We start from the raw sequence: 25,963 nt of genomic DNA, 5'->3' as shown, positions 1-25,963 counted from the left end.
AAGGCTGAGGTGGAGTTGCTCCCCTCGGCCTTCTTTTACATAGAATATTGGAAACCGGCGGGTTTTTTCGTAGTAATCAGCCGGCTTTTTTGATAAAATCTACTTTGATAGTCTTTGATAAGAGAGGATGGATCCGATGACACCAAATCGTGAAGATTATTTAAAGCTCATCTTGGAGCTTGGTGGTGACCAAAAGAAAATCAATAACAAACAAATCGTGTCAGGTCTGGACGTCTCAGCAGCTTCAGTAAGTGAAATGATTTCAAAATTATTAAAAGAAGGCTTAGTGGAACATTCACCTTATCAAGGGGTACAGTTGACTGAAACTGGTTTAGCTTCTGCAAGTGCTCTGATCCGCAAGCATCGTTTATGGGAAGTCTTTCTTGTGGAGCACCTGCATTACTCATGGAATGAAGTTCATGATGACGCAGAAGTTTTAGAACACGTCACCTCGGAAACACTGGCGAGCCGCTTAGAAGCCTACCTTGATCATCCTCGGTATTGCCCACATGGCGGAATGATCCCCGAACAAGGAGAACTCATTCACGAAGGCGAAAAAAACACCATGAGTTCCTACCCGGTAGGAACCAAGATTCGTATCGCCCGTGTCCTTGATGAACGAGAACTGCTGGATTACCTTGTTTCGATCCAATTGAATATTCATGAAGAATACGAGATCATCGATGCGGCAGCATACGAGGGTCCGATTACGATCAAAAATGACACAAAGGAAATTGCTGTCAGCTACAAAGCCGCCAGCACGATTTTTGTTGATAAACTGTAAGGAGTGAAGATGATGGAAAAAAAGGTCCTTTTTACGATTTTTGGCGGTACGGGCGACCTTGCCCAACGCAAACTATACCCTTCTTTGTTTCGGTTGTACAAAAAAGGCGATTTGAAAGAAGATTTTGCAGTCATCGGTACTGCTCGCCGTCCTTGGTCGGATGAACACTATCGTGAAGTAGTAATAGGTACGATCAAAGAATTGAGCGACTCACAAGAGCAAGCAGAGACATTCGCTTCTCATTTCTACTACCAATCACATGATGTAACAGATACGAGTCATTATGATTCATTAAAGGATTTGGCGGAAACCTTAGATCAGAAATACCATTTAGAAGGCAATCAGATCTTTTACTTAGCAATGTCCCCTAATTTCTTTGGGACGATCGTTTCTCACTTGAAATCCCAAGGAATGCTGGATACTGACGGCTACCATCGGGTGATCATCGAAAAACCATTTGGAAGCGACTACGACTCAGCAAAAGAATTGAATGAAGAGATCAATCAAGTCTTTACAGAGCAAGAAATCTACCGGATCGATCATTATTTAGGAAAAGAAATGATCCAAAACATTTCTGCGATTCGTTTTGCCAATAACATTTTTGAGTCGATGTGGAACAATCGCTACATTGACAATGTTCAGATCAATATCGCAGAAAACTTAGGTGTTGAAGAACGCGGTGGGTATTATGATAAGAGCGGCGCCTTGAAAGATATGGTCCAAAACCATATTCTGCAGATCCTTTCCTTATTAGCCATGGAACCGCCAGTGGCTTTTTCTGAAAAAGAATTACGGACGGAAAAAATCAAAGCCTTAAATGCGATCCGTATTTACTCCGAAGAAGAAGTGAAACAACACTTCGTTCGTGGTCAATACGCCAAAGGGCAATTAGAAGATAAGGAATTTGCTGGCTACCGAGAAGAAGCCAATGTCGATGAAGAATCGGCAACTGAAACCTTCGTTGCTGGAAAATTCTTGATCGACAACTTCCGCTGGTCCGGCGTACCTTTCTATGTACGAACCGGGAAACGCTTGACGGAAAAAGGCACTCGCATCAACATTGTCTTTAAACAAGTCCCTGTCAATGTCTTTAAGCAAGACCTAAATGAACAAAAGCAAAACGAGAGTTTGGCACCGAATGTGCTGACAATCTACATTCAACCGACAGAAGGCTTCTCTCTTTCCTTGAATGGAAAAGAAATTGGCCAAGGGTTTGAGACATTGCCAGTGAAGCTAGATTATCGGAATAGTACTGAAATCGTCGAAAACACCCCTGAAGCCTACGAAAAATTGATTTTAGATGCTTTGAACGGGGATGGCACTAACTTTACCCATTGGGATGAAGTTGCCCAATCTTGGCGCATCGTTGATGTGATCCGTCACGCTTGGGACCAAGAAACACCTGATTTTCCAAACTATGCCGCAGGAACGATGGGACCCCAAGCTGCCTATGATCTCTTAGCTGCCGATGGTTTTGAATGGATCTGGCGCCCCGATGAATGGTATCGTGAGCGAGATTTACTAAATGAAAAATAAGCAAATGGTCAATTGGATGAGGAAAAAACATCCAATTGGCCGTTTTTCTTTTTTACCAACTGTTTATAATAGAAAGAAATGAGAAACGAAAGGAGCAGCAGACATGAAACAAGTCTTATCGATCGCCGGTCTCGACAGTTTGGCAGGTGGCGGCATGACGGCTGATTTGAAAACATTTGAGGAATTCGGGGTGTTTGGCCATGCCCTATTAACGTGTGTGGTCGCCATCAATGATGATCTTTTGTTCCATGACCTCCCGGAATTTGTGGTTCAAGCACAATTGGATTCCGTGCGCTCGGTCATTTCCTTGGATGCAATCAAAATCGGGCTGCTTCATCAAACGGCCATCATTGAATTGCTGCGGGATTTTTTACAAACATTTACCGGACCGATCGTGCTCGATCCAGTTCTTGCCTTTAAAGAAGGAGATACTGCCTTTAACCACTCCTATCAAGCAGGATTGATCTCATTGTTTCCTTACACAGCATTAGTAACACCTAATCTACTCGAAGCTCAGCACCTCTCTGGTCAAACCATTACGACGTTGGCGGAAATGAAAACCGCGGCGAAAAAAATCCATGCATTGGGTGCCCCAAATGTCCTGATCAAAGGTGGCAGTCGACTAACTGGAGAAAAAGCCTACGACCTTTTATACCACTCTGGGCAATATACTGTTTTCGAAGCAGAAAAAAGTACCCGAACGACTACCAACGGTGCTGGGTGTACCCTTTCATCGGCGATTGCCGCTTTACTTGCCAAAGGCACTTCATTGGAAACAGCTGTTCAAACTGCAAAAGCATTTGTTTGGGCAGGGATCGAAGACGGTCTGCCTTTAGGAACCTCTGGCAACGTCAATCAGCTCGCCTATTTTAAAAAGGAGGAACACCTATGAAAGTAAGAAACCTAACCATGATCGCTATGCTGACGGCACTTACCTGTGCACTTTCTTTGACCTTTATCATTCCTGTTCCACAAACGAAGGGCTTTGTGACCTTATGTGAAGCAGGGATCTATATCTCGGCCCTTTTGTTCGGACCTAGCGCCGGGGCCTTCGTAGGCGGAATGAGCGGTGGCATCATTGATTTTCTATCAGGCTATCCTGAATGGGCCTTCTTTTCCATTGTGATCCATGGTGTACAAGGCTGGATCGTGGGTAGAATGAACCATCGACCACTAGCAGCCGTTATTGTTGGCAGCTTGATCATGATTGCCGGCTATGCAGCAGCAACAGTTTTACTATTCGGTTTAGGGGCAGGGATCGCCTCAGTTCCAAGTAATTTAATCCAAACGGTCTTTGGCAGCATCGTTGCTTTACCGCTGACCCATGCCTTACGCCGCACGAAAAAGTTTTCTTTAAATGAAAGGTGATTCTCATGACAGATATCAATCAATTAAAAACGGATTTAACTACGATCGTTGAAGAAGTCATTACGACAGCGAACGTTGATGAAAATGATCTTTTTGTTCTCGGCTGTTCAACAAGTGAAGTGGTTGGTGGCTTGATTGGCAAAAATTCCAGTCAAGAAGTAGGCATGGTTATCGTTGAAACACTACGAGCGATCTTGCGTCCCAAAAATATTCATTTAGCCGTTCAAGGCTGTGAACATCTCAATCGGGCTTTAGCCGTTGAGCGTGAAACGGCTCGACTATATCAATTAGAAGAAGTCGCAGTAGTGCCCCAGCTGCATGCAGGCGGTGCTTGCTCAGTTGCGGCTTTCCAGTTGTTCGATGAGCCTATCGAAGTGGAGCACATTGTGGCCAAAGCGGGTATCGATATCGGCGACACAGCGATCGGTATGCATGTCAAACATGTTCAAATCCCGATCCGTCCCTCTATCAAGACCCTTGGCGCTGCCCATGTCACAGCTCTGGGATCACGGCCCAAATATATCGGTGGTCCTCGTGCTCATTACGCATAATAAGCGAATCGTATAATAAGCGAAAAACCATCTTCAAAAGGAAAAAGCATGCTTCGGCGTGCTTTTTTTGTGTCAACGTTCCTGCTATTGCCTCTCCTTTCCTTCCTTAAAAGTGCTCTCCTTTCACTATTTTCTCCGCTCCATCTTATGGCAGCTTTTTCTACTTCAAATTCTGTTTCCTTTCTTGCGTAAAAAGAGCGGCAGCTGTCGCCTTCCTTTTGTCATAAATTCGTCACAATTTCATCACAAAAAGAAAAGAAAGATACCAGTAAGCCCGTAAATTTCTTTTTTCTTTCCTTGATAGACTGAATGTAGCAAGAATCGAAAAGTGGAAGGAAGAAAAATATGAAAAAAATCGCCATTATTTTTGGAGGCAATTCACCGGAGTACGCCGTTTCTTTAGCCTCAGCAACTAGCGCAATCGAAGCACTCCAATCATCTCCCGATGACTATGACCTCTCTTTGATCGGGATCGCCCCAGATGCTATGGATTGGTATTTGTATACAGGAGAACTGGAAAACATCCGACAAGACACGTGGCTGTTGGATACGAAACATAAACAGAAAATCCAGCCACTTTTTGAAGGAAACGGCTTTTGGCTAAGTGAAGCGCAGCAAACGTTGGTACCTGATGTTTTATTTCCCATTATGCATGGCAAATACGGGGAAGATGGCAGTATCCAAGGATTGTTTGAATTGATGAAGCTACCTTATGTAGGCTGCGGGGTGGCAGCCTCTGCCTTATGTATGAACAAATGGCTGCTGCATCAAGCTGCAGCAGCCATTGGCGTACAAAGCGCCCCTACGATTCTCTTGACAAATCAAGACAACCAACAGCAACAAATCGAAGCCTTCATCCAGACCCATGGCTTTCCAGTTTTCTTTAAGCCTAATGAAGCGGGCTCCTCAAAAGGGATCACAAAAGTAACTTGTGTTGAAGAAATCGCTCCTGCCTTGAAGGAAGCATTCGCTTATTGTTCCGCAGTGCTCTTACAAAAAAATATAGCTGGCGTTGAGATTGGTTGCGGTATCTTAGGCAACGACTCTTTGACTGTCGGTGCTTGTGACGCTATTTCATTAGTAGAAGGCTTTTTCGATTTTGAAGAAAAGTACCAGTTGATTAGCGCCAAGATCACCGTTCCTGCACCATTGCCTGAAACGATTGAAACCAAGGTCAAAGAACAAGCTCAGCTGCTCTATCACAGTCTTGGTCTTAAAGGACTTGCTCGCATCGACTTTTTTGTCACGGATCAAGGAGAACTATACTTGAATGAAATCAATACTATGCCGGGCTTTACTAGTCACTCCCGCTATCCTGCCATGATGGCAGCAATCGGCTTATCCTATCAAGAACTACTACAAAAACTGCTTGTCTTAGCAAAGGAGGAAGGCAAATGAATCCCTATCTACAGTTAGTTAGCAAAGAGTTTCCATTAGAAAAAAACCAAGAGCCGCCCCACCTCGTCCTTGCTGCTTTTAGTGAAGAAGAAGTTTACTTGCAGCCTGAAGCAGCCAAACAATGGGAACGCCTCGTCAAAGCCTTAAAACTTGAAAACGAGATCTGCTTATTAGACGGCTATCGAACCGAAAAGCAGCAACGGCATTTATGGGAATATTCCTTAAAAGAAAATGGATTAGCCTATACGAAACAATTTGTGGCGTTGCCCGGCTGCAGCGAGCATCAGTTAGGCTTAGCGATCGATGTTGGTTTAAAAGGCCAGCAAGGTGATTTGATCTGCCCACGGTTTCGTGACAGCGCAGCGGCGGATTTATTTACACAGGAAATGATGAACTACGGATTTATTTTACGCTATCCCGCAGACAAACAGGAGATTACAGGGATTGGCTATGAACCATGGCATTTTCGTTATGTCGGTCTGCCTCATAGTCAAATCATCGCCAGTCAACAGTGGACATTGGAAGAATACTATCAATATCTTGAACAAACCGCGAGGCAGTTCGCATGAAGAAGAATCAAGGAATTGAGCAGTTTCGGGTGATTTTAGCGATGATGGTGGTGGCGATCCACTGTCTGCCCCTTCATCGATTGTGGCCCAATGGTGATATCCTGATCACATTGACTCTTTTCAGAATCGCCGTCCCCTTCTTTTTTATGATCAGCGGGTATTATGTGTTCAGTGATTTAGCCACCCAAAACAGCTATCCTGCCAGACAACGTATCTGGTTATTTATCAAAAAACAGCTGCAAGTCTATCTCATTGCCACACTGCTCTTTTTGCCGCTTGCTTGGTACAGCGGCATACTAGGATTGAACATGCCACTAGACACTTTTATTCAAACTTTGCTAGTCAACGGCATTCTTTACCATCTTTGGTATTTTCCTGCGATCATTACCGGCGGTCTACTAGTGATGGGCCTCTTGACACGGCTTTCTTTCAAGCAGGTGTTTTTCATTGCTGTCGGTTTGTATGTGGTTGGTTTAGGTGGGGACAGTTGGTCTGGCCTGGCTGCACAAACACCCATCACGCCACTCTATTCACTGATTTTCCAACTATTGGATGGAACTCGCAACGGCATTTTTTTTGCTCCCTTATTTTTGATCTTAGGGGTACTAGCCAGAAGATTTGCCAAAAAACCTGCTTCTCCCCATCGCTATAGTTATCTGATGATTAGTCTTATTTGCTTGCTTTTGGAAAGTTATCTCTTGCATCACTTTACTACACCTAAACATGACAGCATGTATGTCTTTTTGCCCTTCGTTCTCTTGTTTTTATTTCCGATCATTCAGCAATGGCAAGCACCCATGATCTGGAAACAAGCGGGTCGTCTGTCCCTTTGGCTCTATTTGCTCCATCCTTATACCATTGCAGTAACCCATTTTCTTAGTCAAAAGCTACCCTTGCTGCAAAACAATCTGATCAATTTCTTGGTGGTCTTAGGACTGACCATTGGGGTGGTGCATGGTCTCTTTGCTTTGCAAAAGCTGTTGCCGTTTCCGAAAAAAACGCCGCTCCACTTGCAGCGGGCAGCCAAAGAATTCTCAGCCCCCGCCCTGTTGCACAACTTGCAGGAAATCAAACGAGTGATTCCATCCACAACAAAAGTGATGGCGGTGGTTAAAGCAGATGCCTATGGTTGCGATGCGCAATTGGTCGCTCGTACCTTGGAAAGAGTAGGCGTCGATTTTTTTGCTGTTGCCACCATAGAAGAAGCCATCGAATTACGGCGAGCTGGCATTAAAAGTCGCTTACTGATTTTAGGGTACACTTCTGCCCAACGTGCCAAAGAGCTGAAACATTATTCCTTGATTCCAACCATCGTTAGTGAGGCCCATGGGCATGCTTTAGCCCAAACAAGCATTCCGATCGAATGCCATTTAGCGGTAGATACTGGTATGCACCGCTTAGGCGTTGCACCTGATGTTGAGACAGTTACTGGACTTTACGCCTTGCCATCTCTCAAGATCACGGGCATTTTTTCCCATCTAGGCTCTTCAGATCAGCTGGATACGGCAAGTATCTTGCGGACACAAGCCCAAATCACTTGTTTTGATGATCTGTTGGCTGGCTTATCCGCTAAAAATATCGCCTATGGACTGACACATCTGCAAAGCAGCTACGGAATATTGAATTACCCAGAGAAACACTATGATTATGTACGTCCAGGTATTCTTCTAACTGGTTCATTGAGCGTCCCGAACGAACCAACGAAGCAGAAGATAAACATACAGCCGATTTTGACACTCAAAGCCTTACTGGTAGACAAAAAAACAGTTGCCGCTGGTGAAGCGATCGGCTATGGATTAGGCACTGTTTTTGATCGACCAGCCACGATCGGGATCGTTAGCATCGGCTACTGCGACGGGGTTCCACGTGCCCTATCAAACCAAGGGTTCCAGCTTTCTTATCAAGGTGCTTTACTCCCGCAGATTGGGTTGGTTTGTATGGATATGCTCTTGATCGATTTAACGGACTATCCAGAACTGGCGGTCGAAAGTTCGCTCGAAGTAATCAGCGATTGGACGACTACCGCTGATCAAGCACAAACCATTACCAATGAATTGATCAGCCGCCTAGGTTCCCGCATCACCTCTAGTTCAAAGTAGAAAACGAATGCATTCGCTTACCGATTACGGTATGATGGGTGTAGAGTAAATGGTAGTGTAAATGAAAATGATCGTAGATAGTTGGAGTGAATCAAGGATGGCAGAAAAAATAATTGTTGTTGATGATGAAAAAGAAATCGCCGAGTTAGTCACGACGTTTCTAAGGAATGAAGGCTTTCAAGTGGAACCTTTTTATGATGGAACGAGTGCTTTGGCTTATCTCGAAAAAGAAACAGTCGATGTGGCAGTTTTAGATGTGATGCTGCCGGATATCGACGGCTTTCAGCTGTTACAGACCATTCGCAAAACCCACTTTTTTCCAGTACTGATGCTCACTGCCAAAGGAGAAGATCTGGATAAAATTACCGGTCTAAGTCTAGGTGCAGATGATTATGTGACTAAACCCTTCAATCCATTAGAAGTTGTTGCTCGGGTCAAAACGCAACTACGGCGATACCAACGATACAATCAGTCAGCTGTTCCGCAGAAGATTGAAGAATACGAAAAGGAAGGCTTACTGTTGAAAATCAACAGTCACCAATGTTTTCTTTATGGCAAAGAGGTTTTCTTGACCCCCATCGAATTTAAAATCCTGCTTAACTTATTTGAACACCAAGGATCGGTCGTTGCCTCGGAAACTCTTTTTGAAGCAGTCTGGAAAGAAAAATATTTAGATAACAATAACACAGTGATGGCACACATTGCCCGTCTGCGGGAAAAGCTAAACGAACAACCCCGCAAACCGAAATTAATCAAAACTGTATGGGGGGTCGGCTATATCATTGAAAAATAGAAGTCCATTGATCCGGAAACTTTTGACTCAATACTTTATCACCACAGGTGTTTTAATGCTCCTTTTGATTCTGATCCCTTTAACTGTTCGCTTTGTAGCAGGATTGAGGGTTTGGTACGGCTATGAGCCCATTTATCTAATATTACGGCTTTTTGCTGATTATTGGCTCGTCTGTCTAGCGATCGGTGCCTTGCTGATTTGGGTGAGCACAACGATTTATTATATGAGTAAAGCCATCAGCTATTTGAATGAAACGATTCAAGCCACGAATCAATTGATTGCTGAACCTACGAAGCGAATCGTTCTTTCCAGTAATCTGATCGACGTGCAAGAAGAAATGAACCAGTTGCGGGAAAAAAATCTACAGGATCAACGAGCTGCCAAAGAAGCAGAGCAGCGGAAAAATGATTTGATCGTCTATCTCGCACATGATTTACGCACACCTTTGACCAGTGTGATCGGCTATTTGACACTTCTAGAAGAAGAACCGCAGCTTTCTTCCGAACTACGCGCACGCTATACCAAGATCGCCTTGCAAAAAGCCCAGCGGCTAGAATTATTGATCAGCGAATTTTTCGAAATCACTCGTTTTAATCTTACAACGATCGCCTTACAGACCGAAACCACGGATCTTAGCTTGATGCTAGAACAGTTGACGTTCGAATTTTTACCGCTGCTAGAAGAAAAGAACCTTCATTGGCAACTGCAGCTACAGAAAAAAGTCTATGCGACTGTCGATACAGAGAAGATGGAACGCGTCTTTGATAACTTGATTCGCAATGCCATCAATTATAGTTATGCCGATTCCCCCTTGCATTTAGCCATCAGTGCCTCTGATGATATCCTGATTCGTTTGACCAATCATGGAAAAACGATCCCTGCTGAAAAGATTGGCTTGATTTTTGAGCCTTTTTATCGGATGGACGCTTCACGAGCGACTGCGACTGGTGGAACCGGTCTGGGGCTGCCGATCGCCAAAGAAATCGTTGAAGCATTAGGTGGAAAAATCTGGGCGGAAAGCCGTGACGAAACCATCGTCTTTTCGATTCGCCTACCGAAGGCAGCAATGGAAAAAAATGAACAGCGGTCAAAGCCCCATCCATCTGAACCAACTGCTTAACAGGCAAACAACCTGAGCATTTCGCTGTTCCCCTTCTAATTCAGAGGGAGGAAGAGCTGCTCAGGTTGTTTTTTATTGTTTGCTTATTGATACACCAATGATCGTAACGCTTGGTCGACTTTTTCTGCCGCTAGGCGTCCTTCACGAATCCCCCAGATCACTAAGCTTGGTCCTCTTTTAGCATCTCCTGCGACTAACACTCGTTCATTGTTCGTCGTGTAATCATCGTACACTTCTCGCACACCAAAGGCATCGAAGAGTTGGGTCTCTGCACCAACAAAGCCCATTGCCAACAAAACCAAATCCGCCTTGATCACTTGCTCTGTGCCAGGGATTGGCTGAAACTGTTGATCTACTGAGACCGTTTCGATGGCGATCAACTGGCCGCGTTCGGCGCCGATAAAGGCTGTTGTGGACACCCCATGATACGTCACTTGTGTTTGCAGGACTTCAGCCGCTTCTTCTTGCCCATATCCTGTGCGGGCTGTCATTGGGTATTCAGGCCAGGGATTGCTGTCGGTACGTGTCAATGGCAGTTGGGGCGTGATCTCCAATTGACGCACAGAAGCGGCTCCTTGCCGAATCGCTGAACCAATACAGTCATTTCCAGTGTCGCCGCCGCCAATCACGACGACGTGCTTGCCAGCAAGTTTTTTACTTGTTGCCGCTTTGCCATGCTTTAAGACATCTTTGGTTGCTTCCGTCAGATAATCGACTGCAAATTGCACCCCAGTCAATTCACGACCTGGAATCTTCAAGTCACGAGGAACACTAGCTCCTGTTGCCAAAATGACCCGATCATACTGAGCGGACAATTCTTCTGCTGACAAGTCACGACCGATCTCCGTATTTGCGACAAAGGTCACGCCTAGCTCTGCCATCAAGTCAATACGTCGCTGCACAACATCTTTATCTAATTTCATATTTGGAATACCATACATCAGTAAACCGCCAAAGCGATCACTGCGTTCATAGACCGTCACTTGATGTCCTAGTTGATTCAAGCGCCAAGCAGCAGATAAACCAGCCGGTCCGCTACCAACGATCGCCACCTTGAAACCAGTCGCTTCTTGAGGCAACCCGGAGGCTTTGACCCAATCGTTTTCAAAAGCAGTATCGATAATAAAGCGTTCATTGTCGTGGATCGTGACGCCCGAGCCATTCAGTGCCTCGGTACAGCCTTTTTCACATGGAGCTGGACAAACACGTCCAGTCATTTCCGGTAATGGATTGGTTTTGGCAAGACGCTCAAAGGCGGCTTGGAAACGCCCTTGATAAACCAGATCATTCCATTCAGGAATCAGGTTGTCATTGGGACAACCGGAAACCGCCCGTTGACCGCCGTAAAAAGAACCCGTATGACAAAATGGGATCCCGCAATTCATACAGCGTGCCGCTTGCTCTTGACGCTCATTTTCAGGCAATGGCATCTGTAATTCTTGCCAGTCTTCGATACGTTCTGAAACCGGTCGGGTAGGATTTTCTACTCTTGGGTACTTTAAAAAACCAAATGGATCTGCCATATTAGTCACGCTCCTTTCCTGGGATGGTCAATTGTGGACCGACGACAGCTTCGAAGGCTTTCGTCACAAGTTCCTCCCCGATAAATCCTTGCTCAGCCAAGGTCTCCGTCGCTTGGATCATCTGATGGTATTCTGTCGGATAGACTTTGATGAAATGTTGTTGCTGATTTTCCCAATCTTCTAAAATCTCAGCCGCCTTCAATGAATCCGTATAGGCAAAATGTTGCTGGATCATCTCCTTCAACTGGTGGTCATCACCGCTTTCACCAATCCGGTACAAATCAACCATTTCCCGATTGCATTTATCAGCAAAGGTTTGATCGGGATCGTAAACATACGCCACGCCGCCGGACATTCCAGCACCGAAGTTGCGACCGGTTTTTCCTAAAATCACCACGACACCGCCAGTCATGTACTCACAGCCATGGTCACCAACGCCTTCGACAACGACTTTGGCTCCACTGTTACGGACACAAAAGCGTTCGCCAGCAATGCCGCGGAAATAGCCTTCACCACGATTCGCCCCGAAACAAGCAACATTACCGACAATCGGTGAATGCTCTGCATCGTAAGCAGCATCTTCAGGCGGCACAATGATCAAACGGGCACCACTCAATCCTTTGGCTACATAATCGTTGGCCTCGCCAATCAGTTTCAACTGGATGCCCTGGGTGGCAAACGCCCCAAAACTTTGACCAGCAATGCCGCGGTACGTAAACTGCAACAAGCCTGGTGTTACTTCGTAATTGCCAAAGCGTTCTGCGATCCAGCCCCCTAAACGAGCGCCGACTGAACGTTGAACATTATTGATCGTATGATTCATAACGATTTCTTGATTATTGTCGATAGCTGCTTGGGCAAAAGCGTCTAATTCTGGCCATTGTCGTTTTTCAAGGAATGGGTCGGTCACTTTGCGCTCGATTGGGATCGTCGTCCCAATCATTCTAGAAAAGTCTAACGACTTTGCTTTGCCTTTGGCAACGAAGCGTGGTGTCAACACTTCCGCGTGTCCTACCATCTCATCAATCGTGCGAAACCCTAGCTCGGCCATCGTTTCCCGTAAATCTTCTGCTAAAAAGTACATCGTATTGATGATGTGCTCAGGTTTCCCTGCGAAAAATTTGCGCAACGCTGGGTTCTGTGTAGCAATGCCGACAGGACATGTATTGATACTGCAAACTCGCATCATGACACAACCAATCGCAACTAGCGCTAAAGAGGCAAAGCTATATTCTTCTGCTCCTAAAAGAGCAGCAATGGCGATGTCACGCCCCGTCATCAATTTTCCATCTGTCTCTAAGGTCATTCGCTGCCGCAAATGATTCATAGCTAACGTTTGATGGGCTTCTGCAAGCCCCATCTCCCAAGGCAAGCCAGCATCCCGAATCGAATTTCTCGGAGAAGCACCGGTCCCACCGTCATAGCCTGAGATCACGACTACGTCTGCGCCGGCTTTGACGACACCGGTAGCGATCGTACCCACACCTGTACTAGAAACCAATTTGACATTGATGCGGGCATACGGGTTGATTGCTTTTAAGTCATAGATCAGCTGGGCTAGATCTTCAATCGAATAAATGTCGTGATGTGGTGGCGGCGAAATCAGTCGGACACCAGGTGTTGAGCCACGAATCTCCGCTACCCATGGGAAGACTTTGTTGCCTGGCAATTGACCACCTTCACCAGGTTTTGCCCCTTGGGCCATTTTGATTTGGAGTTCGTCCGCACTCATTAAATATTCGGCATTGACACCAAAACGGCCAGAAGCAACTTGTTTGATACGACTGTTATAGTTAATGCCCTTCACTGGTTTGAAACGATTCCGATTTTCTCCACCTTCTCCACTGTTGGATTTTGCACCGATCGCATTCATCCCTTCAGCAATACAGCGATGCGCCTCTTCACTTAGAGAGCCGTAAGACATCGCACCGACTTTAAACCGTTTGACGATCGTTTCAACAGGTTCCACCTCAGCTAAAGGAATACTGCGTCTCGTGTTCCCAAAAGTCCACATAGAACGGAGGGTCGTTGGATTCTCTAACGCGTCTTGGTTCATCTCCGCCGCATATTCTTTATAAAGCGCATAGCTGCCTGTACGAACAGCTTTTTGAAACCCATAGATCGTTTTTGGATTGAACAGATGATGTTCCCCGTCGGCTTTATATTGGAAACTACCACCCGAATCAAGATAATCCACGCGTTTCTCGCCATACGCCGCTTCATAACGCATTAAGTATTCTTGCTCGATTTGCGCTAATGAAAGTCCACCGATACGAGTAACCGTGCCGGTAAAGTATTCGGAGATGACTTTCTCAGAGATACCAACAGCTTCAAACAATTGCGCCCCATGGTAACCGGCGATCGTTGAAATCCCCATTCGTGACATGATTTTGACAATGCCCTTTTCACATGCTTTACGGTAACTTTCGATCTTCTCTGAAAGCTCAAAATGCGCCAATGTCTGGTAAGCCCCATAAGGGTGGACCCCACTTACTCCGTAGCCGACTAACATGGCATAATGATGGACCTCACAGACTTCCGCAGTATCCGCAACGATTGATGCCAAGGAACGTTTGCCTTTTCGCACCAAGTAATTGTGCAGACCTGATACCGCCAAGAGAATCGGAATCGCCACTTTTCCTTCTTGCGCTTGGATGACTTCCCGATCACTTAAAATGACGATCGTTGCCCCAGAATCGATTTTTTGCTCCGTCTCTTTAAAAAGCGCTTCTAACGCTTGTTGCAAAGCTGCCCCGTTTTCTGGTACATAATCATAAAGAATCGACTGTAAAGCCGCTTTTTGACCATTTTGATCTAACTGTTTGATTTTTTCATATTCACTCGTTTTTAACACCGGACTAGCAATCTTCAGCTTATTACAATTGATTCGAATGTCCTTTGAAACATCCCCATCTCTACCTAAAAACAGCTCGGTACCGATCACCAATTTTTCGCGAATCGCATCGATTGGCGGATTGGTCACTTGGGCGAATTGTTGCTTGAAGTACGTAAACAAGGATTGGGGACGTTCGCTCAAAATAGCTAAGGGTGAATCAAACCCCATGGAGATCACTGGTTCTTCTCCCGTTTGAGCCATTGGTAAAATCAACGTGCGAATGATCTCATCCGTGTAACCATTTCGTTTCCAAAGGGTCTGGATCGCATCATCTGCTGTTTCCTCCTGCTTCTCAGTCTCAGGAAGCAGCTCTGGTATCAATAAGTGATCCGCTAGCCACTCCTGGTAAGGATGGGCATTCGCATAATGAGCTTTGATTTCTTGATTGCGTAAGATCACTCCTTTTTTGGTATCCACCAAAAACATATTTGCTGGTCCAAGCACCCCTTTTTCAATCACTTCCGATGCTGGAAGATCCACAACGCCTGACTCAGATGCCACGACCACAAAACCAGTTTTCGTGATCGAGTAGCGAGATGGCCGTAACCCATTTCGATCGAGTGCAGCCCCTACCAAATCCCCATCTGTAAAACATAAAGCTGCCGGTCCATCCCAAGGAGCCATAAAGCTTGCGTTGTACTCATTAAAAGCCGTCAGCTCCGGTGACAATCCAGCTTCTTTGGACCACGCTTCTGGCACCATCATCAACAGTGCTTGAGGAATATCTCGCCCTTGACGGTACAAATATTCCATACAATTTTCTAGTTTCGCCGAATCAGAATTTTCATCATCATAGACTTCGATTTGATGTCCATGCATCCAATTTTCTGCCCCGCGTAACGTGTTGATTTCGCCATTATGGGCTAAGAAACGAAAAGGTTGCGCCCGACTCCAGCTTGGAAAGGTATTCGTTGAAAAGCGAGAATGGGTCAAAGCAATACTCGAAGTCATTTCTGCACTTTGAAGATCTTTGAAAAATAAGCCAACTTGATAGGCATGCAGCATTCCTTTATAAACAACTGTCTTACTGGACAAGCTGCAGATAGACAACTCATCGGTATGATACGTTTTTTCCAGTTTACGTCGTAGCCGGTAAAGCTGATCTTCAAAGAGACGGCCAGCAGCTACATCGACAGGTTTTTCAATAAAGATTTGCACAAATGAGGGCATGAGTTTTTGCGCCCCCGGTCCACACTGATAATAATCATAAGGCACATCCCGTTGCCATAAAACGGTAAAACCCATTTGTTGAATATCTTTGACTACTTCTTCTTGGACCTGTGCTGCTCGGAGCTTTTCTTTCGGTAAAAAAAACATCCCAACAGCATAGGCGCCTTTTTCAGGCAATGAGATTTCGGCCTCTTTTGCTCGCTGTTGAAAAAATGGGTCAGGCATCGCCATCAAAATTCCAGCTCCGTCACCTGTGTCAGGTTCAGCGCCAGTTCCCCCTCGGTGGTTCATCCGTTCTAACATTGTTAAGGCATTTTGCACAAGTTCTCGGGAATAGCGACCATCTTTTTGTGCAATAAACCCCATCCCACAAGCATCTTTTTCAAAAGCGGCATCGTACATCGTTTGGTTCGTTTTCCTCATCATCTCTAAATCACTCATGGAATCACACTTTCTTTCAATATTCTGAATATTCCGATTTTTAACAGTTTACAACCTGTTTTTCTATCTGGCAAGTTTTTTTTACTTGATCCGAGCTCGTTGGTTTCTTCTGTTGACAGTGAAATACTCTATCTCGAACAAACAATTGCCTACAGACCTTAAGGAAGAAACTTCGTCTAGTAAGGTTTTTTTATTATACAATAAACTGTCGAAAAATTATTGCAAACAAATGAGAATCGTTATCAATTGCCACCTATTTTCTCATATTCATGTCAGAAACGTGCGTTTTTCTCCCATTCTCAAGGAATAAGAATGAGCAAGCGCAAAAAAGATGACCCGCAATGGGGTCATCTTTTTTCGTTCTTTTATTTTTCAAAGCCTTCTGCAACTGCTTCGGGATAGTTTTCTTTGACGATGGTTGCACAATGCCCACAAAGTGTTGGCAGTTGCTCTTCTACACCAACATCTACCCGGACTTGGCGACAACGTTCACATACTTCACCTTCGGCTTTTTCAACTAAGATCGCCACATCCTCAAATTGATATGCCATTTCAGGAGCTGCTTCACCGGCTTCTTTGATCGTTAAGAAATCTGGTGAAATGATCAGCAGTTGTGCAATATCTGAATCGATAGCTTTTAGCAATGCCGCAACTGGCTCAGTTGGATAAACAGTGACTTTCGCTTCAAAGGACTTTCCGATCAATTTTGCATTACGCGCTTCTTCTAATGCTTTTAAGACATTGTCACGGAAATCAAGGAAGGCCCGCCAAAGATCGAGCAGTTCTTCTTGGTTAGCAAATGTATCATAGCCAGGGAACTCCGCTAACTGTACGTATTCCTCTTCTTCTTTCAAGTGTGACCAGATTTCTTCTGCGGTATGCGGAATGATCGGTGTCAATAATTTCGTCAATGCAACCGCTGTTTGATAAAAGACAGTTTGCATAGCACGGCGTTGGAAATCATTTTCAGCTTCGATATAAACGACATCTTTTGCAAAATCCAAATAGAAGGAAGACATATCGACTGTCAAGAAGTTGATGACTGTCCGGTAAATATGCAAGAAGTTATATTTTTCATAGCCATCTTCCCGAATCGTTTTGATCGTTTGATTCAAACGAACCATCATGTATTTATCGACAGAACGCAAGTTTTCAAAAGGTACGCTGTCTTTTGCTGGATCAAAATCACTCGTGTTCGCTAATAAGAAACGCATGGTATTGCGAATCTTCCGATAGACTTCTGACACTTGATTCAAGATATCCATAGACACTCGGACATCCGCTTCGTAGTCAACACTGCTGACCCAAAGTCGCAAAATATCCGCACCCATTTGATTGATCACTTTTTCTGGTGCAATGGTATTACCAAGAGATTTACTCATCTTGCGACCTTCGCCATCTAAGGTGAAACCTTGAGACAAGACGGCTTTATATGGTGCGACTTCATTGATCGCAACACTAGTCGTGATACTTGAGTTGAACCACCCACGATATTGGTCAGAACCTTCCAAGTACATGTCAGCTGGGAACGTCAATTCTGGACGTTGACGTAACACGGCTTCGTGAGAAGAACCTGAATCAAACCAAACATCCATGATGTCAGTCTCTTTCGAGAATTTGCCATTTGGTGAGCCCGGATGCGTGAAGCCAGCTGGCAGTAATTCTTCTGCTTCTTTTTCAAACCAAATCGTTGAACCATGTTCAGCAAACAAGTTTGCCACATGCTCGATCGTTTCAGGCGTAATGATGGCTTCGCCGTTTTCTGCATAAAAGATTGGCAACGGAACGCCCCACGCACGTTGACGAGAGATCACCCAGTCGCCGCGGTCGCGAATCATATTGTATAAACGAGTTTTGCCCCATGGAATGATCCAATCTACTTTTTCGATTTCATCCAAAATATTTTGACGGAACTTATCAATAGACGCAAACCATTGTGGTGTTGCCCGATAGATGACTGGTTTTTTCGTCCGCCAATCATGTGGATAGCTGTGAGTAAAGAAGTTTAGTTTTAGTAGGGCTCCTTTTTCTTCTAAAAGCTCAGTGATCATTGGATTGGCTTTGTCATAAAAGACCCCTTCAAATCCTGGTGCTTCTTCTGTGAAGACCCCACGGCTATCGACTGGTGATAAGACATCTAGACCATATTTTTTGCTGACGATGTAGTCATCTTCCCCGTGTCCTGGTGCAGTGTGGACCAAACCAGTACCGGCATCCAATGTCACATGGTCCCCTAACATCAATAGAGACGTACGATCATAAAAAGGATGTTTTGCCGTCATTTTTTCCAATTGATCGCCAGCCAATTCTTGTAATACTTCGACAGATTCCCAACCGATCTCATTCGTCACGGTTTCTAATAAATCTTTTGCCACGACGAATTTGCGGCCATCGGCCAAGATTTGAACATAGGCAAAGGTTGGATTCACAGAGATTCCTAGATTCGCTGGTAAGGTCCATGGCGTCGTCGTCCAGATAACAAAAGATGTATCTGAATCAAGCAAATCTTTGCCATCTGCTACTGGGAAAGCCACATAGATCGATGGTGATTTCACATCTTTGTATTCGATCTCAGCTTCTGCTAATGATGATTCACTAGATGGTGACCAGTAAATTGGTTTCAATCCTTTGTAGATGTAGCCTTTTTCTGCCATTTTTCCGAACACGCGGATTTCTGCTGCTTCATAGTCTGGTGTCAATGTGATATATGGATGATCCCAGTCACCAGAAACGCCTAAACGTTTGAAATCAGCTCTTTGTGTATCCACTTGTGTCAAAGCATATTCTTCACATTTTTTCCGATATTCTGCCAAGCTCATTTCTTTGCGCTTGATCCCTTTATTGGTCAGTACTTGTTCGATCGGCAAACCATGAGTATCCCAACCAGGTACATAAGGTGAACGGAAACCTGACATCGATTTGGAACGTACGATGATGTCTTTACTGATTTTGTTCAATGAGTGTCCAATATGGATGTTTCCATTCGCGTAGGGAGGGCCATCGTGTAAGACAAAGGTTGGCTTGCCTTCATTTAATTCTTGACGACGTTGATACAATTGATTTTCTTCCCATTCTTTTTGCCAATCCACTTCGCGGTTCGGCAAGTTGCCTCGCATTGGAAAAGCGGTTTTTCCAAGATGCAGTGTTTCTTTCATTTTCATTCTTGTTTCGCTCCTTTTCGTCTCTCAACGTTTTGGTATAGTTTCAAAATCCATCGACTCGATCAACCGATTGCTTCTATTGAACCTGTCAAATGGATTGGTTGCCATAAACTCAATGCATTTAGGATTCACTGATTGTTAACAGTTGATCAGCGTGATTCCTAATTTGGTTACTACGCTCCCTACGGTCGCCTAGTACTGTTCATCATCTATTCTGTCTTCCTTCGTAAGCCAATCATAGTGATTCTTAGTACGGTTACTACGCTCCCTATGGTCGCCTAGTACTGTTCATCATCTATTCTGTCTTGCTTCGCAAGCCAATCATAGTGATTCTTAGTACGGTTACTACGCTCCCTATGGTCGCCTAGTACTGTTCATCATCTGCTCTGTTCCGCTTTGCGGACCAATCGCAGTGATTCACAGCAAAAAACACGTCCGTCCCTGGTAAGGGACGAACGTGTTCGTGGTACCACCCAAATTTTATTGTCGGTTGACAATTCTTTGATGATCGGTAACGGGATCAGGCGTCGTTCTCTACTCGAGTCTTTGAAAAGTCAGCTCTTTCAAGAACGAAACTCACAGATGATCTGATTTCTTACAGGGTTTTATTTGGCTTCCACTCTCCCAAACTCGCTTGAAAAATATAAGAAATTTTTCTGTTCTGTGTCTTAGTTATTATCTGTCTTGTTCAATTCGTCTAATAAGTTTCTCGCATCATCTAATGTTTTCACTTCAGGGCTTTCACTTACATCAACGATTTTTTCATCTGATTCAACAATGTCCACATCAAATGTTTCCACTGCTTCTGAGTTTACTCCAGAACCATTTTCACTGTCAAGTTCTTTTGACAAAACTTCTCTGATCACTTGGTGGGAATCTTGTACATAGCTTGAAAATGGCGCCAAAATTTCTTCCCACTCAGGACTCTTCACTTGTTCTAATTGCGTTTGCAACATAACTAATAAGTTGTTATGGAAGACTCTGGTTTTCTTCTTCAAGTCATTTGTTTCTGTCGCCAATTGACGGGCATTGTCGGTTGCATCCGTCAAAATCTCTTTGGCTTTTTCTTCCGCTGAGGTCATCAAGGCATGCGCATGTTTTTCTGCAGTAGCAACCATTTCATCCGCACGGTTTTGAGCAGAAGTAACGATTACTTCTGATTCTTTGCTTGCGCTTGTTTTTACTTTATCCGCCGTATCTTGAGCCACGATAATGGATTGATTCAAGGCATCTTTCAATTCATTGAAATATTCAAGTTTTTCTTCTGCGTGTTTCAACGATTTTTCTAACTCACGATTGCGTTGAACGGCTTCTTCATAATCACGAACGATCATATCCAAGAAGTCATCGACTTCATCTTGGTTGTAGCCTCTCATTTTTACTGAAAAGTTTTTATTTTGAATGTCTAATGGAGTTAATGCCATATTCTATACACCTCTTTGATTTATTTACGTAATACACCTAATAACAATCTAACTTTTTCTTTTTTCGTGGTTCCTTCTAACCCCTGTATTTGAATCCGACCAAATCCTCTTACCGAAATGATATCCAGTAAATCCAGAACAAAATCTGGTCGTAATGCTTCTGTCCAGTTTACTTTTACTTTTCCTGATTCGATCAACTGTTTCGAACGCTGGCGTGAGATGTTGTATACGGCAGAGATCACTGTATCAAGACGCAATGAGCTAACCGTTTCTCTTTCCTCGGTCCAGCCATCTTTAGGCACGATCAAATCGGTATATTTTGTTTCTTCCAATCGAACGGATACGTTGCCGATTTTATCCACTTGGAGTTGAATAAAATGACTGACTTCAGTGGCAACGAATACTTGCCATATTTCACCATCGGAAAGAATGTCTCCAAAGTATTCCCTCTTGACTCCAGTCCCCATTAATGTGCCTAAAACTTTTCCATGACTCAACACCGTAAATTTTTTCGGGTATTGAATCGTAAATAAAGTCATGTCAAACTCATCGGTGGTGGGCTCATAGTAATCGGGATAAATCAAACAACGTCGTCTCTCAGCAGCTTCATATCCACCAAAAAAGCGGAAACTTAAATCCGTTGATTGACGAATCAAGCTTTCTAAGATATACGCTTGTCTCGGATCTAAAAAATCAGTCAAGTAAGGCGCATACTGCATTTGCACTTGTTCGATCCATCCTTGAGCGGAATCAATAAAAGGGCGTTCATCGTTTCGAAAATGTTGATAGACATTTGCGTTCACCGATAACCACCCCTTACGTTAAAATAAAATTGATTGTAGGATCAATATCAATGCTTGTGATGCTAGCTGTAAGACAATAATTGCAAATGCAATCGTAAAATCGATACCAGCAAAACTTAATTTCAATCGATCAAATAAACTCAAATACGGTTCACACACTTTTGCTAAGAAACGGCCAAAAGCGGACTGATACCCTCCTGGAAACCAAGACAAAAGTGCATAGATCACTAATAAAATGGTATACAGATAAACAGCATCACTCAGTAATTTAACGAATCTCAAGAATAAAATTGGCGTTCCTCCTCACTTTAGATATCAAAAAAATTGGTATCTGCTAATGTTTGGGCAGTGCCTTCAATTTCCATACCCTTAGGCGTGCAAAGAAAAATTTCATCGCCAACACGCTTGATATCACCATCTTCAGCGTACACTGTTCCTGTTAAAAAATCAACTATTCGACGAGCTTGGTACTCTTCAATTAAATGAAAATTAACAAGTACAGCATCTCCATTGATGACTTGCTTCGCAATCCCCATAGCTTCTGAATAAACGCGTGGTTCTACGATCGTTATTTTTCCAGCCATTTGTGGAGAGGTTTCTTTTGCTTTTGTGTCTTTGACTCTCGTATTAGTTCTTTGTTGCGCCATTGGAACGACTTTTTCTTCCGTCTTAGGCACCGATCTTACTCGTTCAGCCGCCGCTGAGGATTGTTGATAGGTAGCAGTTTGAGGCTGCTGTCTGTATTGATAGGCTTGATTTTGTGGTTGACTTGTTGTATAAGAAGCCGCTTGGCTAGAAGCACGCGTACTCGCTGTTGTTCTAGGGGCGGTAAAAGCTCCTCCTTGGTTCACAGCTGGTTTCGCTGCCGTGCGTGCAGGTTCTTCAGTGGCAAATGTTTCTTCATAATAATCTTCTTCGTCAGTCAATCCAAAAAAATTGGTCAGTTTCTCTTTGAGCGACATCGGTCAACCTCCTTTTTTATTGAAATAATGCTGTTCCTACACGAATAAATGTTGCGCCTTCTTGAATCGCAATGGGAAAGTCATTACTCATTCCCATACTCGTTTCTAAGCAAGGGGCATGTGTAAGATGCAGGTCAGCGATCTGTTGTTGAATCCTTTTTAATTCTTTGAAAATCTGATGCTGCTCGTCTTTGGAAGCAGTGAGCGGGGCCATCGTCATCAATCCAACAACACGAATTTTGTCGAACGAAGCGAGTGCTTCAATAAAAGCCACCACCTCTTCTACGAAAATCCCTTGTTTCGTTGCTTCCTGCGAAACATTCACTTCCACAAAGCAGTTGATCGGATGCTCTGCTCGTTTTTGAATTTCTTGTGCCAGTTTGATTGAATCCAACGCATGGAAAAAATCAATCTCATTTATAACTGATTTTACCTTTCTGCGCTGTAAATTACCAATAAAATGCCAACGGACATCTGGGTAATCAGTTAATGCTGCCTTTTTTTCAAGTAGCTTTTCTACTCGATTTTCTGCACAATCACGCACACCATTTTCTAGAAGTTCTCTTGTCGTTTCTGTATCGACGGATTTTGTCACAGCTGTCAAACAGACCTCACTGGCATTTCTAGAAACAAGAGCACAGGAGTCCTGTATCTCTTGCTGGATCTTGTGCAAGTTCTCAGAAATCATGTGCTCTGCCCCCTAGCGTTTACGACGGAAAAATGGTGGTGTGCTTAATTCGTCGTCATCATTCGAGCGTACTTCATCACGGCTGAAGGTGTCGAATTCTTTCTTTTCTACATTTTCAAATGTGTTTTCTTCTACTTTAGGTCGTACATTTTGTTCTTTACGGATATCCCAATCACCAAAACCATTGCTTTCTTCTGCTTGTGCAGGACGCGCTTGGTCCATATCTAAGGTTGGTTTTTGTGGGATAGAATGAATTTGGCTTTGACTTTGTCTGCTAGAGCGAGACCCACGTTCTTTTTTAGAAGGGTCAATGCCAGTTGCAATGACAGTCACACGGATTTCATCGCCTAAGTCTTCATTGATTGATGTACCTAAAATAATATTTACATCACCTGTTGCCGCATGAGCGACGATATCAGAAGCATCTTGTGCTTCAAATAAAGTCATGTCCAATCCGCCAGTGATGTTCAATAGCACTTGTTCAGCACCATCGATCGATGTTTCTAGCAATGGTGAAGAGATTGCTTTTTTCGTTGCTTCGATCACGCGTTCTTCGCCGCTAGCAACACCGATTCCCATCAAAGCGGTGCCTTGATTTTCCATCACTGTTTTCACATCAGCGAAGTCTAAGTTGACATAGCCAGGTGCAGTGATCAAGTCTGAGATCCCTTGAACCCCTTGACGCAAGACATTGTCTGCTTCACGGAATGCTTCAAGCATTGGCGTTTTCTTGTCAACAACTTCTAACAAACGGTTGTTTGAGATGATCAATAAGGTATCGACATTCTCTTTTAATTTAGCGATTCCTTCAGCAGCAAAACGGCCGCGTTTTGGTCCTTCAAATGTAAACGGACGAGTAACGACGCCGACTGTCAATGCCCCGATTTCTTTGGCAATTTTAGCTACGATCGGTGCAGCACCGGTCCCGGTTCCGCCACCCATACCAGCGGTAATGAAAATCATATCTGCGCCTTCTAATGATTCACGAATAGAATCTTCACTTTCTTCTGCTGCTTTTTGACCAACTTCTGGTTGTGAACCAGCACCAAGACCACGGGTATATTTAGGGCCTAATTGAATGACTGTTTCTGCTTTTGAATTTTTTAATGCTTGAACGTCAGTGTTGGCTGCAATAAATTCTACGCCTTTGACATTTTCTTCGATCATACGATTGACTGCGTTGCCGCCACCACCGCCGACTCCGATGACTTTGATCACAGCGCCGTCATTGATGTTATTATCAATTGAAAATTCCATAGTTTATCTTCCTCCTGAGAATCGTTTTAGATTATTCAAAGATATTTGAGAAGAAATCTTTTACTCGGTTTGTGATCGACTCACCTTTTTTCTCTTCTTCTGTTTCTTCATAAGTTTCTTCTGGAGCTTCATATTGTTCGTAATGCACTTCTTGTTGTTGAATGGCAACGGGCTGTTGCGCGACTGTTTTTTCACCAGTGATCGCACTTTTGGCAAGCTGATAGACTTCGCTTAAGTTTGCTGAATAGTCAACGATACTGATTACATTGGTGAATACAGGATTTCTAAGTCCCATATGATTAGGAACGTAAAGCTTAACGTTTGTTTCGAATACTTCTTGAGCCAAATCTACGACACCCGGCAGGCTTGCAGCACCACCAGTCAAAATCACGCCACCTGGCAAATCAAGTCCATCAATTTCATCTAAGACTTCTTTTGATTTGGTAAAAATCTGTTCCATACGTGCTTCGATGATTTCTGACAAATAGCGTTCATCGATCTTCACAGGTTCTGATTTCCCAATCACATCCACTGGAAATTCTTCACTAGCGGACGTCCGTTCAGGATACGCATCCCCATAATTGATTTTTAATGCTTCTGCATTGTTGAAGGAGGTATTTAAAACTGTCGAAATGTCTTTTGTGACAAATTCGCCACCCTCTTGGTTCACATGGGTAAATTTCAATTGCTTGTCGTGCATCGCTGATGTCGTCGTTTGGCCGCCGCCGATGTCGATAACGATCGTACCAAAATCTTTTTCACCATCAGATAAAATCGATTCTGTCAGTGCTAATGGCGTAATGACTACTTCATTAACGATCAGACCAGATTTTTCCACACATTTACGAATGTTGTGAATGATGGTTTTTGGTCCTGTATAAACCACACCAAACATCTCTAGGCGAACACCGATCATGCCACGAGGATCTTTGATCCCTTCAAAACCATCCACTGTAAATTCTTGCGGTAAGATAGCAATGATCTGTCTTTCAGGAGGGGTTGAACGTACAAGTGCTGCGGAAGCAACATTGCGGACGTCTTCGTCGGTGATCTCTTTTGATTCACTGTTGACAGCGATCATCCCTTGACAATTTTCCACTTCAAGAAGATTGGCTGGTACACCAACACTCACACTGCGAATTTGAATTCCTGCTTTTTCTTCTGCTTGTCTTACTGCTCTTTGAATGGCTTGTACCGTTTTATCGATATCTACAATGATGCCACGGTTGATTCCTTCTGATTTTGCATTTCCTACACCAATGATATTCATTTGGCTGTCAACGTATTCGGCTACTACAACTTTTACAGATGTCGTACCGATATCAAGGCCAACATACATTCCCGTTTTTGCCATGGATGGGGTTCCCTCCTACTTAAATTGGATATATAGCGAACCATCACAGTCCGTTTTTAGAGTTCA

General features: G+C 43.9%; 20 protein-coding genes and 1 other annotated feature. Of the genes, 10 read left to right on the top strand and 10 right to left on the bottom strand.

Annotation, left to right across the window (positions count from 1 at the left end; translation table 11 throughout):
• Window positions 1–136 precede the first annotated feature (136 nt).
• From IGK85_RS04215 to vanS, 10 genes are all read left to right on the top strand, one after another.
• A complete protein-coding gene (locus tag IGK85_RS04215) occupies window positions 137–784 on the top strand; it encodes a metal-dependent transcriptional regulator (protein WP_008377371.1) in 648 nt (215 codons plus the stop codon).
• 9 nt (window positions 785–793) lie between these two features.
• Window positions 794–2,320, top strand: a complete 1,527-nt coding sequence (gene zwf / locus IGK85_RS04210) for a glucose-6-phosphate dehydrogenase (protein ID WP_008377369.1) — start codon at window positions 794–796, stop codon at window positions 2,318–2,320.
• 103 nt (window positions 2,321–2,423) lie between these two features.
• Window positions 2,424–3,212, top strand: coding sequence for a bifunctional hydroxymethylpyrimidine kinase/phosphomethylpyrimidine kinase (gene thiD, locus IGK85_RS04205; RefSeq protein WP_008377367.1), 789 nt, complete (start codon window positions 2,424–2,426; stop codon window positions 3,210–3,212).
• Window positions 3,209–3,688 carry an ECF transporter S component gene (locus IGK85_RS04200; protein ID WP_005237264.1) on the top strand — a complete coding sequence of 160 codons (480 nt, stop codon included), beginning with the start codon at window positions 3,209–3,211 and terminating at the stop codon, window positions 3,686–3,688. The genes thiD and IGK85_RS04200 overlap by 4 nt, the downstream gene beginning before the upstream one ends.
• A 5-nt stretch (window positions 3,689–3,693) precedes the next feature.
• Window positions 3,694–4,239, top strand: a complete 546-nt coding sequence (locus tag IGK85_RS04195; RefSeq protein ID WP_008377364.1) for a TIGR01440 family protein — start codon at window positions 3,694–3,696, stop codon at window positions 4,237–4,239.
• Window positions 4,240–4,584: 345 nt separating this feature from the next.
• On the top strand, window positions 4,585–5,637 hold the full coding sequence (gene vanC / locus IGK85_RS04190) for a D-alanine--D-serine ligase VanC (protein WP_008377362.1): 1,053 nt from the start codon (window positions 4,585–4,587) through the stop codon (window positions 5,635–5,637).
• Window positions 5,634–6,206: a D,D-carboxypeptidase/D,D-dipeptidase VanXY gene (vanXY, locus tag IGK85_RS04185; protein WP_008377360.1), complete on the top strand. Its 573-nt coding sequence runs from the start codon at window positions 5,634–5,636 to the stop codon at window positions 6,204–6,206. The genes vanC and vanXY overlap by 4 nt, the downstream gene beginning before the upstream one ends.
• On the top strand, window positions 6,203–8,305 hold the full coding sequence (gene vanT / locus IGK85_RS04180) for a membrane-bound serine racemase VanT (protein ID WP_008377356.1): 2,103 nt from the start codon (window positions 6,203–6,205) through the stop codon (window positions 8,303–8,305). Before vanXY ends, vanT begins: the two co-directional genes overlap by 4 nt.
• A 97-nt stretch (window positions 8,306–8,402) precedes the next feature.
• The gene (vanR-C, locus tag IGK85_RS04175; RefSeq protein ID WP_008377354.1) at window positions 8,403–9,098 is read left to right on the top strand and encodes a vancomycin resistance response regulator transcription factor VanR-C; all 696 of its coding nucleotides are present in this window, start codon (window positions 8,403–8,405) and stop codon (window positions 9,096–9,098) included.
• Window positions 9,088–10,218 (top strand): vancomycin resistance histidine kinase VanS, encoded by a 1,131-nt coding sequence (gene vanS / locus IGK85_RS04170; protein ID WP_035006491.1) that lies wholly within the window; start codon window positions 9,088–9,090, stop codon window positions 10,216–10,218. Before vanR-C ends, vanS begins: the two co-directional genes overlap by 11 nt.
• Before the next feature lie 83 nt (window positions 10,219–10,301).
• On the opposite strand, the gene IGK85_RS04165 is transcribed toward vanS, so the two are convergent.
• From IGK85_RS04165 to ftsA, 10 genes are all read right to left on the bottom strand, one after another.
• Entirely contained in the window at window positions 10,302–11,741 is a 1,440-nt protein-coding gene (locus IGK85_RS04165) for a glutamate synthase subunit beta (RefSeq protein ID WP_008377350.1), read from the bottom strand.
• A gap of 1 nt (window position 11,742) precedes the next feature.
• Window positions 11,743–16,248, bottom strand: a complete 4,506-nt coding sequence (gene gltB / locus IGK85_RS04160) for a glutamate synthase large subunit (protein ID WP_429972141.1) — start codon at window positions 16,246–16,248, stop codon at window positions 11,743–11,745.
• A gap of 365 nt (window positions 16,249–16,613) precedes the next feature.
• Window positions 16,614–19,409: an isoleucine--tRNA ligase gene (gene ileS / locus IGK85_RS04155; protein ID WP_008377345.1), complete on the bottom strand. Its 2,796-nt coding sequence runs from the start codon at window positions 19,407–19,409 to the stop codon at window positions 16,614–16,616.
• A gap of 444 nt (window positions 19,410–19,853) precedes the next feature.
• Window positions 19,854–20,082 (bottom strand) — a binding site (T-box leader).
• On the bottom strand, window positions 20,078–20,833 hold the full coding sequence (locus IGK85_RS04150) for a DivIVA domain-containing protein (protein WP_005237274.1): 756 nt from the start codon (window positions 20,831–20,833) through the stop codon (window positions 20,078–20,080). It overlaps the preceding feature by 5 nt.
• A gap of 20 nt (window positions 20,834–20,853) precedes the next feature.
• Complete coding sequence (locus IGK85_RS04145) at window positions 20,854–21,636, bottom strand: RNA-binding protein (protein ID WP_005237275.1); 783 nt, start codon at window positions 21,634–21,636, stop codon at window positions 20,854–20,856.
• Between the two features lie 18 nt (window positions 21,637–21,654).
• Window positions 21,655–21,918 carry a YggT family protein gene (locus tag IGK85_RS04140; protein ID WP_005228822.1) on the bottom strand — a complete coding sequence of 88 codons (264 nt, stop codon included), beginning with the start codon at window positions 21,916–21,918 and terminating at the stop codon, window positions 21,655–21,657.
• A gap of 26 nt (window positions 21,919–21,944) precedes the next feature.
• Window positions 21,945–22,598: a cell division protein SepF gene (locus IGK85_RS04135; RefSeq protein WP_008377341.1), complete on the bottom strand. Its 654-nt coding sequence runs from the start codon at window positions 22,596–22,598 to the stop codon at window positions 21,945–21,947.
• A 16-nt stretch (window positions 22,599–22,614) separates the two neighbouring features.
• The gene (locus tag IGK85_RS04130; protein WP_008377340.1) at window positions 22,615–23,286 is read right to left on the bottom strand and encodes a YggS family pyridoxal phosphate-dependent enzyme; all 672 of its coding nucleotides are present in this window, start codon (window positions 23,284–23,286) and stop codon (window positions 22,615–22,617) included.
• Between the two features lie 12 nt (window positions 23,287–23,298).
• Window positions 23,299–24,543 carry a cell division protein FtsZ gene (ftsZ, locus tag IGK85_RS04125; RefSeq protein ID WP_005237278.1) on the bottom strand — a complete coding sequence of 415 codons (1,245 nt, stop codon included), beginning with the start codon at window positions 24,541–24,543 and terminating at the stop codon, window positions 23,299–23,301.
• Between the two features lie 31 nt (window positions 24,544–24,574).
• Window positions 24,575–25,897, bottom strand: a complete 1,323-nt coding sequence (ftsA, locus tag IGK85_RS04120) for a cell division protein FtsA (RefSeq protein ID WP_005237279.1) — start codon at window positions 25,895–25,897, stop codon at window positions 24,575–24,577.
• Window positions 25,898–25,963 lie beyond the last annotated feature (66 nt).

The organism is Enterococcus sp. AZ015 (assembly GCF_050499225.1).
Lineage (GTDB): Bacteria > Bacillota > Bacilli > Lactobacillales > Enterococcaceae > Enterococcus_D > Enterococcus_D entomosocium.
Note: the sequence above shows the minus strand (reverse complement) of the source record. Positions and strands in the feature narration are given on the sequence as shown.

Excerpts from the sequence above, each read along its gene's own strand:
- IGK85_RS04215 (WP_008377371.1), top strand. The coding sequence starts at position 137 with ATGACACCAAATCGTGAAGATTATTTAAAGCTCATCTTGGAGCTTGGT.
- zwf (WP_008377369.1), top strand. The coding sequence starts at position 794 with ATGATGGAAAAAAAGGTCCTTTTTACGATTTTTGGCGGTACGGGCGAC.
- thiD (WP_008377367.1), top strand. The coding sequence starts at position 2,424 with ATGAAACAAGTCTTATCGATCGCCGGTCTCGACAGTTTGGCAGGTGGC.
- IGK85_RS04200 (WP_005237264.1), top strand. The coding sequence starts at position 3,209 with ATGAAAGTAAGAAACCTAACCATGATCGCTATGCTGACGGCACTTACC.
- IGK85_RS04195 (WP_008377364.1), top strand. The coding sequence starts at position 3,694 with ATGACAGATATCAATCAATTAAAAACGGATTTAACTACGATCGTTGAA.
- vanC (WP_008377362.1), top strand. The coding sequence starts at position 4,585 with ATGAAAAAAATCGCCATTATTTTTGGAGGCAATTCACCGGAGTACGCC.
- vanXY (WP_008377360.1), top strand. The coding sequence starts at position 5,634 with ATGAATCCCTATCTACAGTTAGTTAGCAAAGAGTTTCCATTAGAAAAA.
- vanT (WP_008377356.1), top strand. The coding sequence starts at position 6,203 with ATGAAGAAGAATCAAGGAATTGAGCAGTTTCGGGTGATTTTAGCGATG.
- vanR-C (WP_008377354.1), top strand. The coding sequence starts at position 8,403 with ATGGCAGAAAAAATAATTGTTGTTGATGATGAAAAAGAAATCGCCGAG.
- IGK85_RS04165 (WP_008377350.1), bottom strand. The coding sequence starts at position 11,741 with ATGGCAGATCCATTTGGTTTTTTAAAGTACCCAAGAGTAGAAAATCCT.
- gltB (WP_429972141.1), bottom strand. The coding sequence starts at position 16,248 with ATGAGTGATTTAGAGATGATGAGGAAAACGAACCAAACGATGTACGAT.
- ileS (WP_008377345.1), bottom strand. The coding sequence starts at position 19,409 with ATGAAAATGAAAGAAACACTGCATCTTGGAAAAACCGCTTTTCCAATG.
- IGK85_RS04150 (WP_005237274.1), bottom strand. The coding sequence starts at position 20,833 with ATGGCATTAACTCCATTAGACATTCAAAATAAAAACTTTTCAGTAAAA.
- IGK85_RS04135 (WP_008377341.1), bottom strand. The coding sequence starts at position 22,598 with ATGTCGCTCAAAGAGAAACTGACCAATTTTTTTGGATTGACTGACGAA.
- IGK85_RS04130 (WP_008377340.1), bottom strand. The coding sequence starts at position 23,286 with ATGATTTCTGAGAACTTGCACAAGATCCAGCAAGAGATACAGGACTCC.
- ftsZ (WP_005237278.1), bottom strand. The coding sequence starts at position 24,543 with ATGGAATTTTCAATTGATAATAACATCAATGACGGCGCTGTGATCAAA.
- ftsA (WP_005237279.1), bottom strand. The coding sequence starts at position 25,897 with ATGGCAAAAACGGGAATGTATGTTGGCCTTGATATCGGTACGACATCT.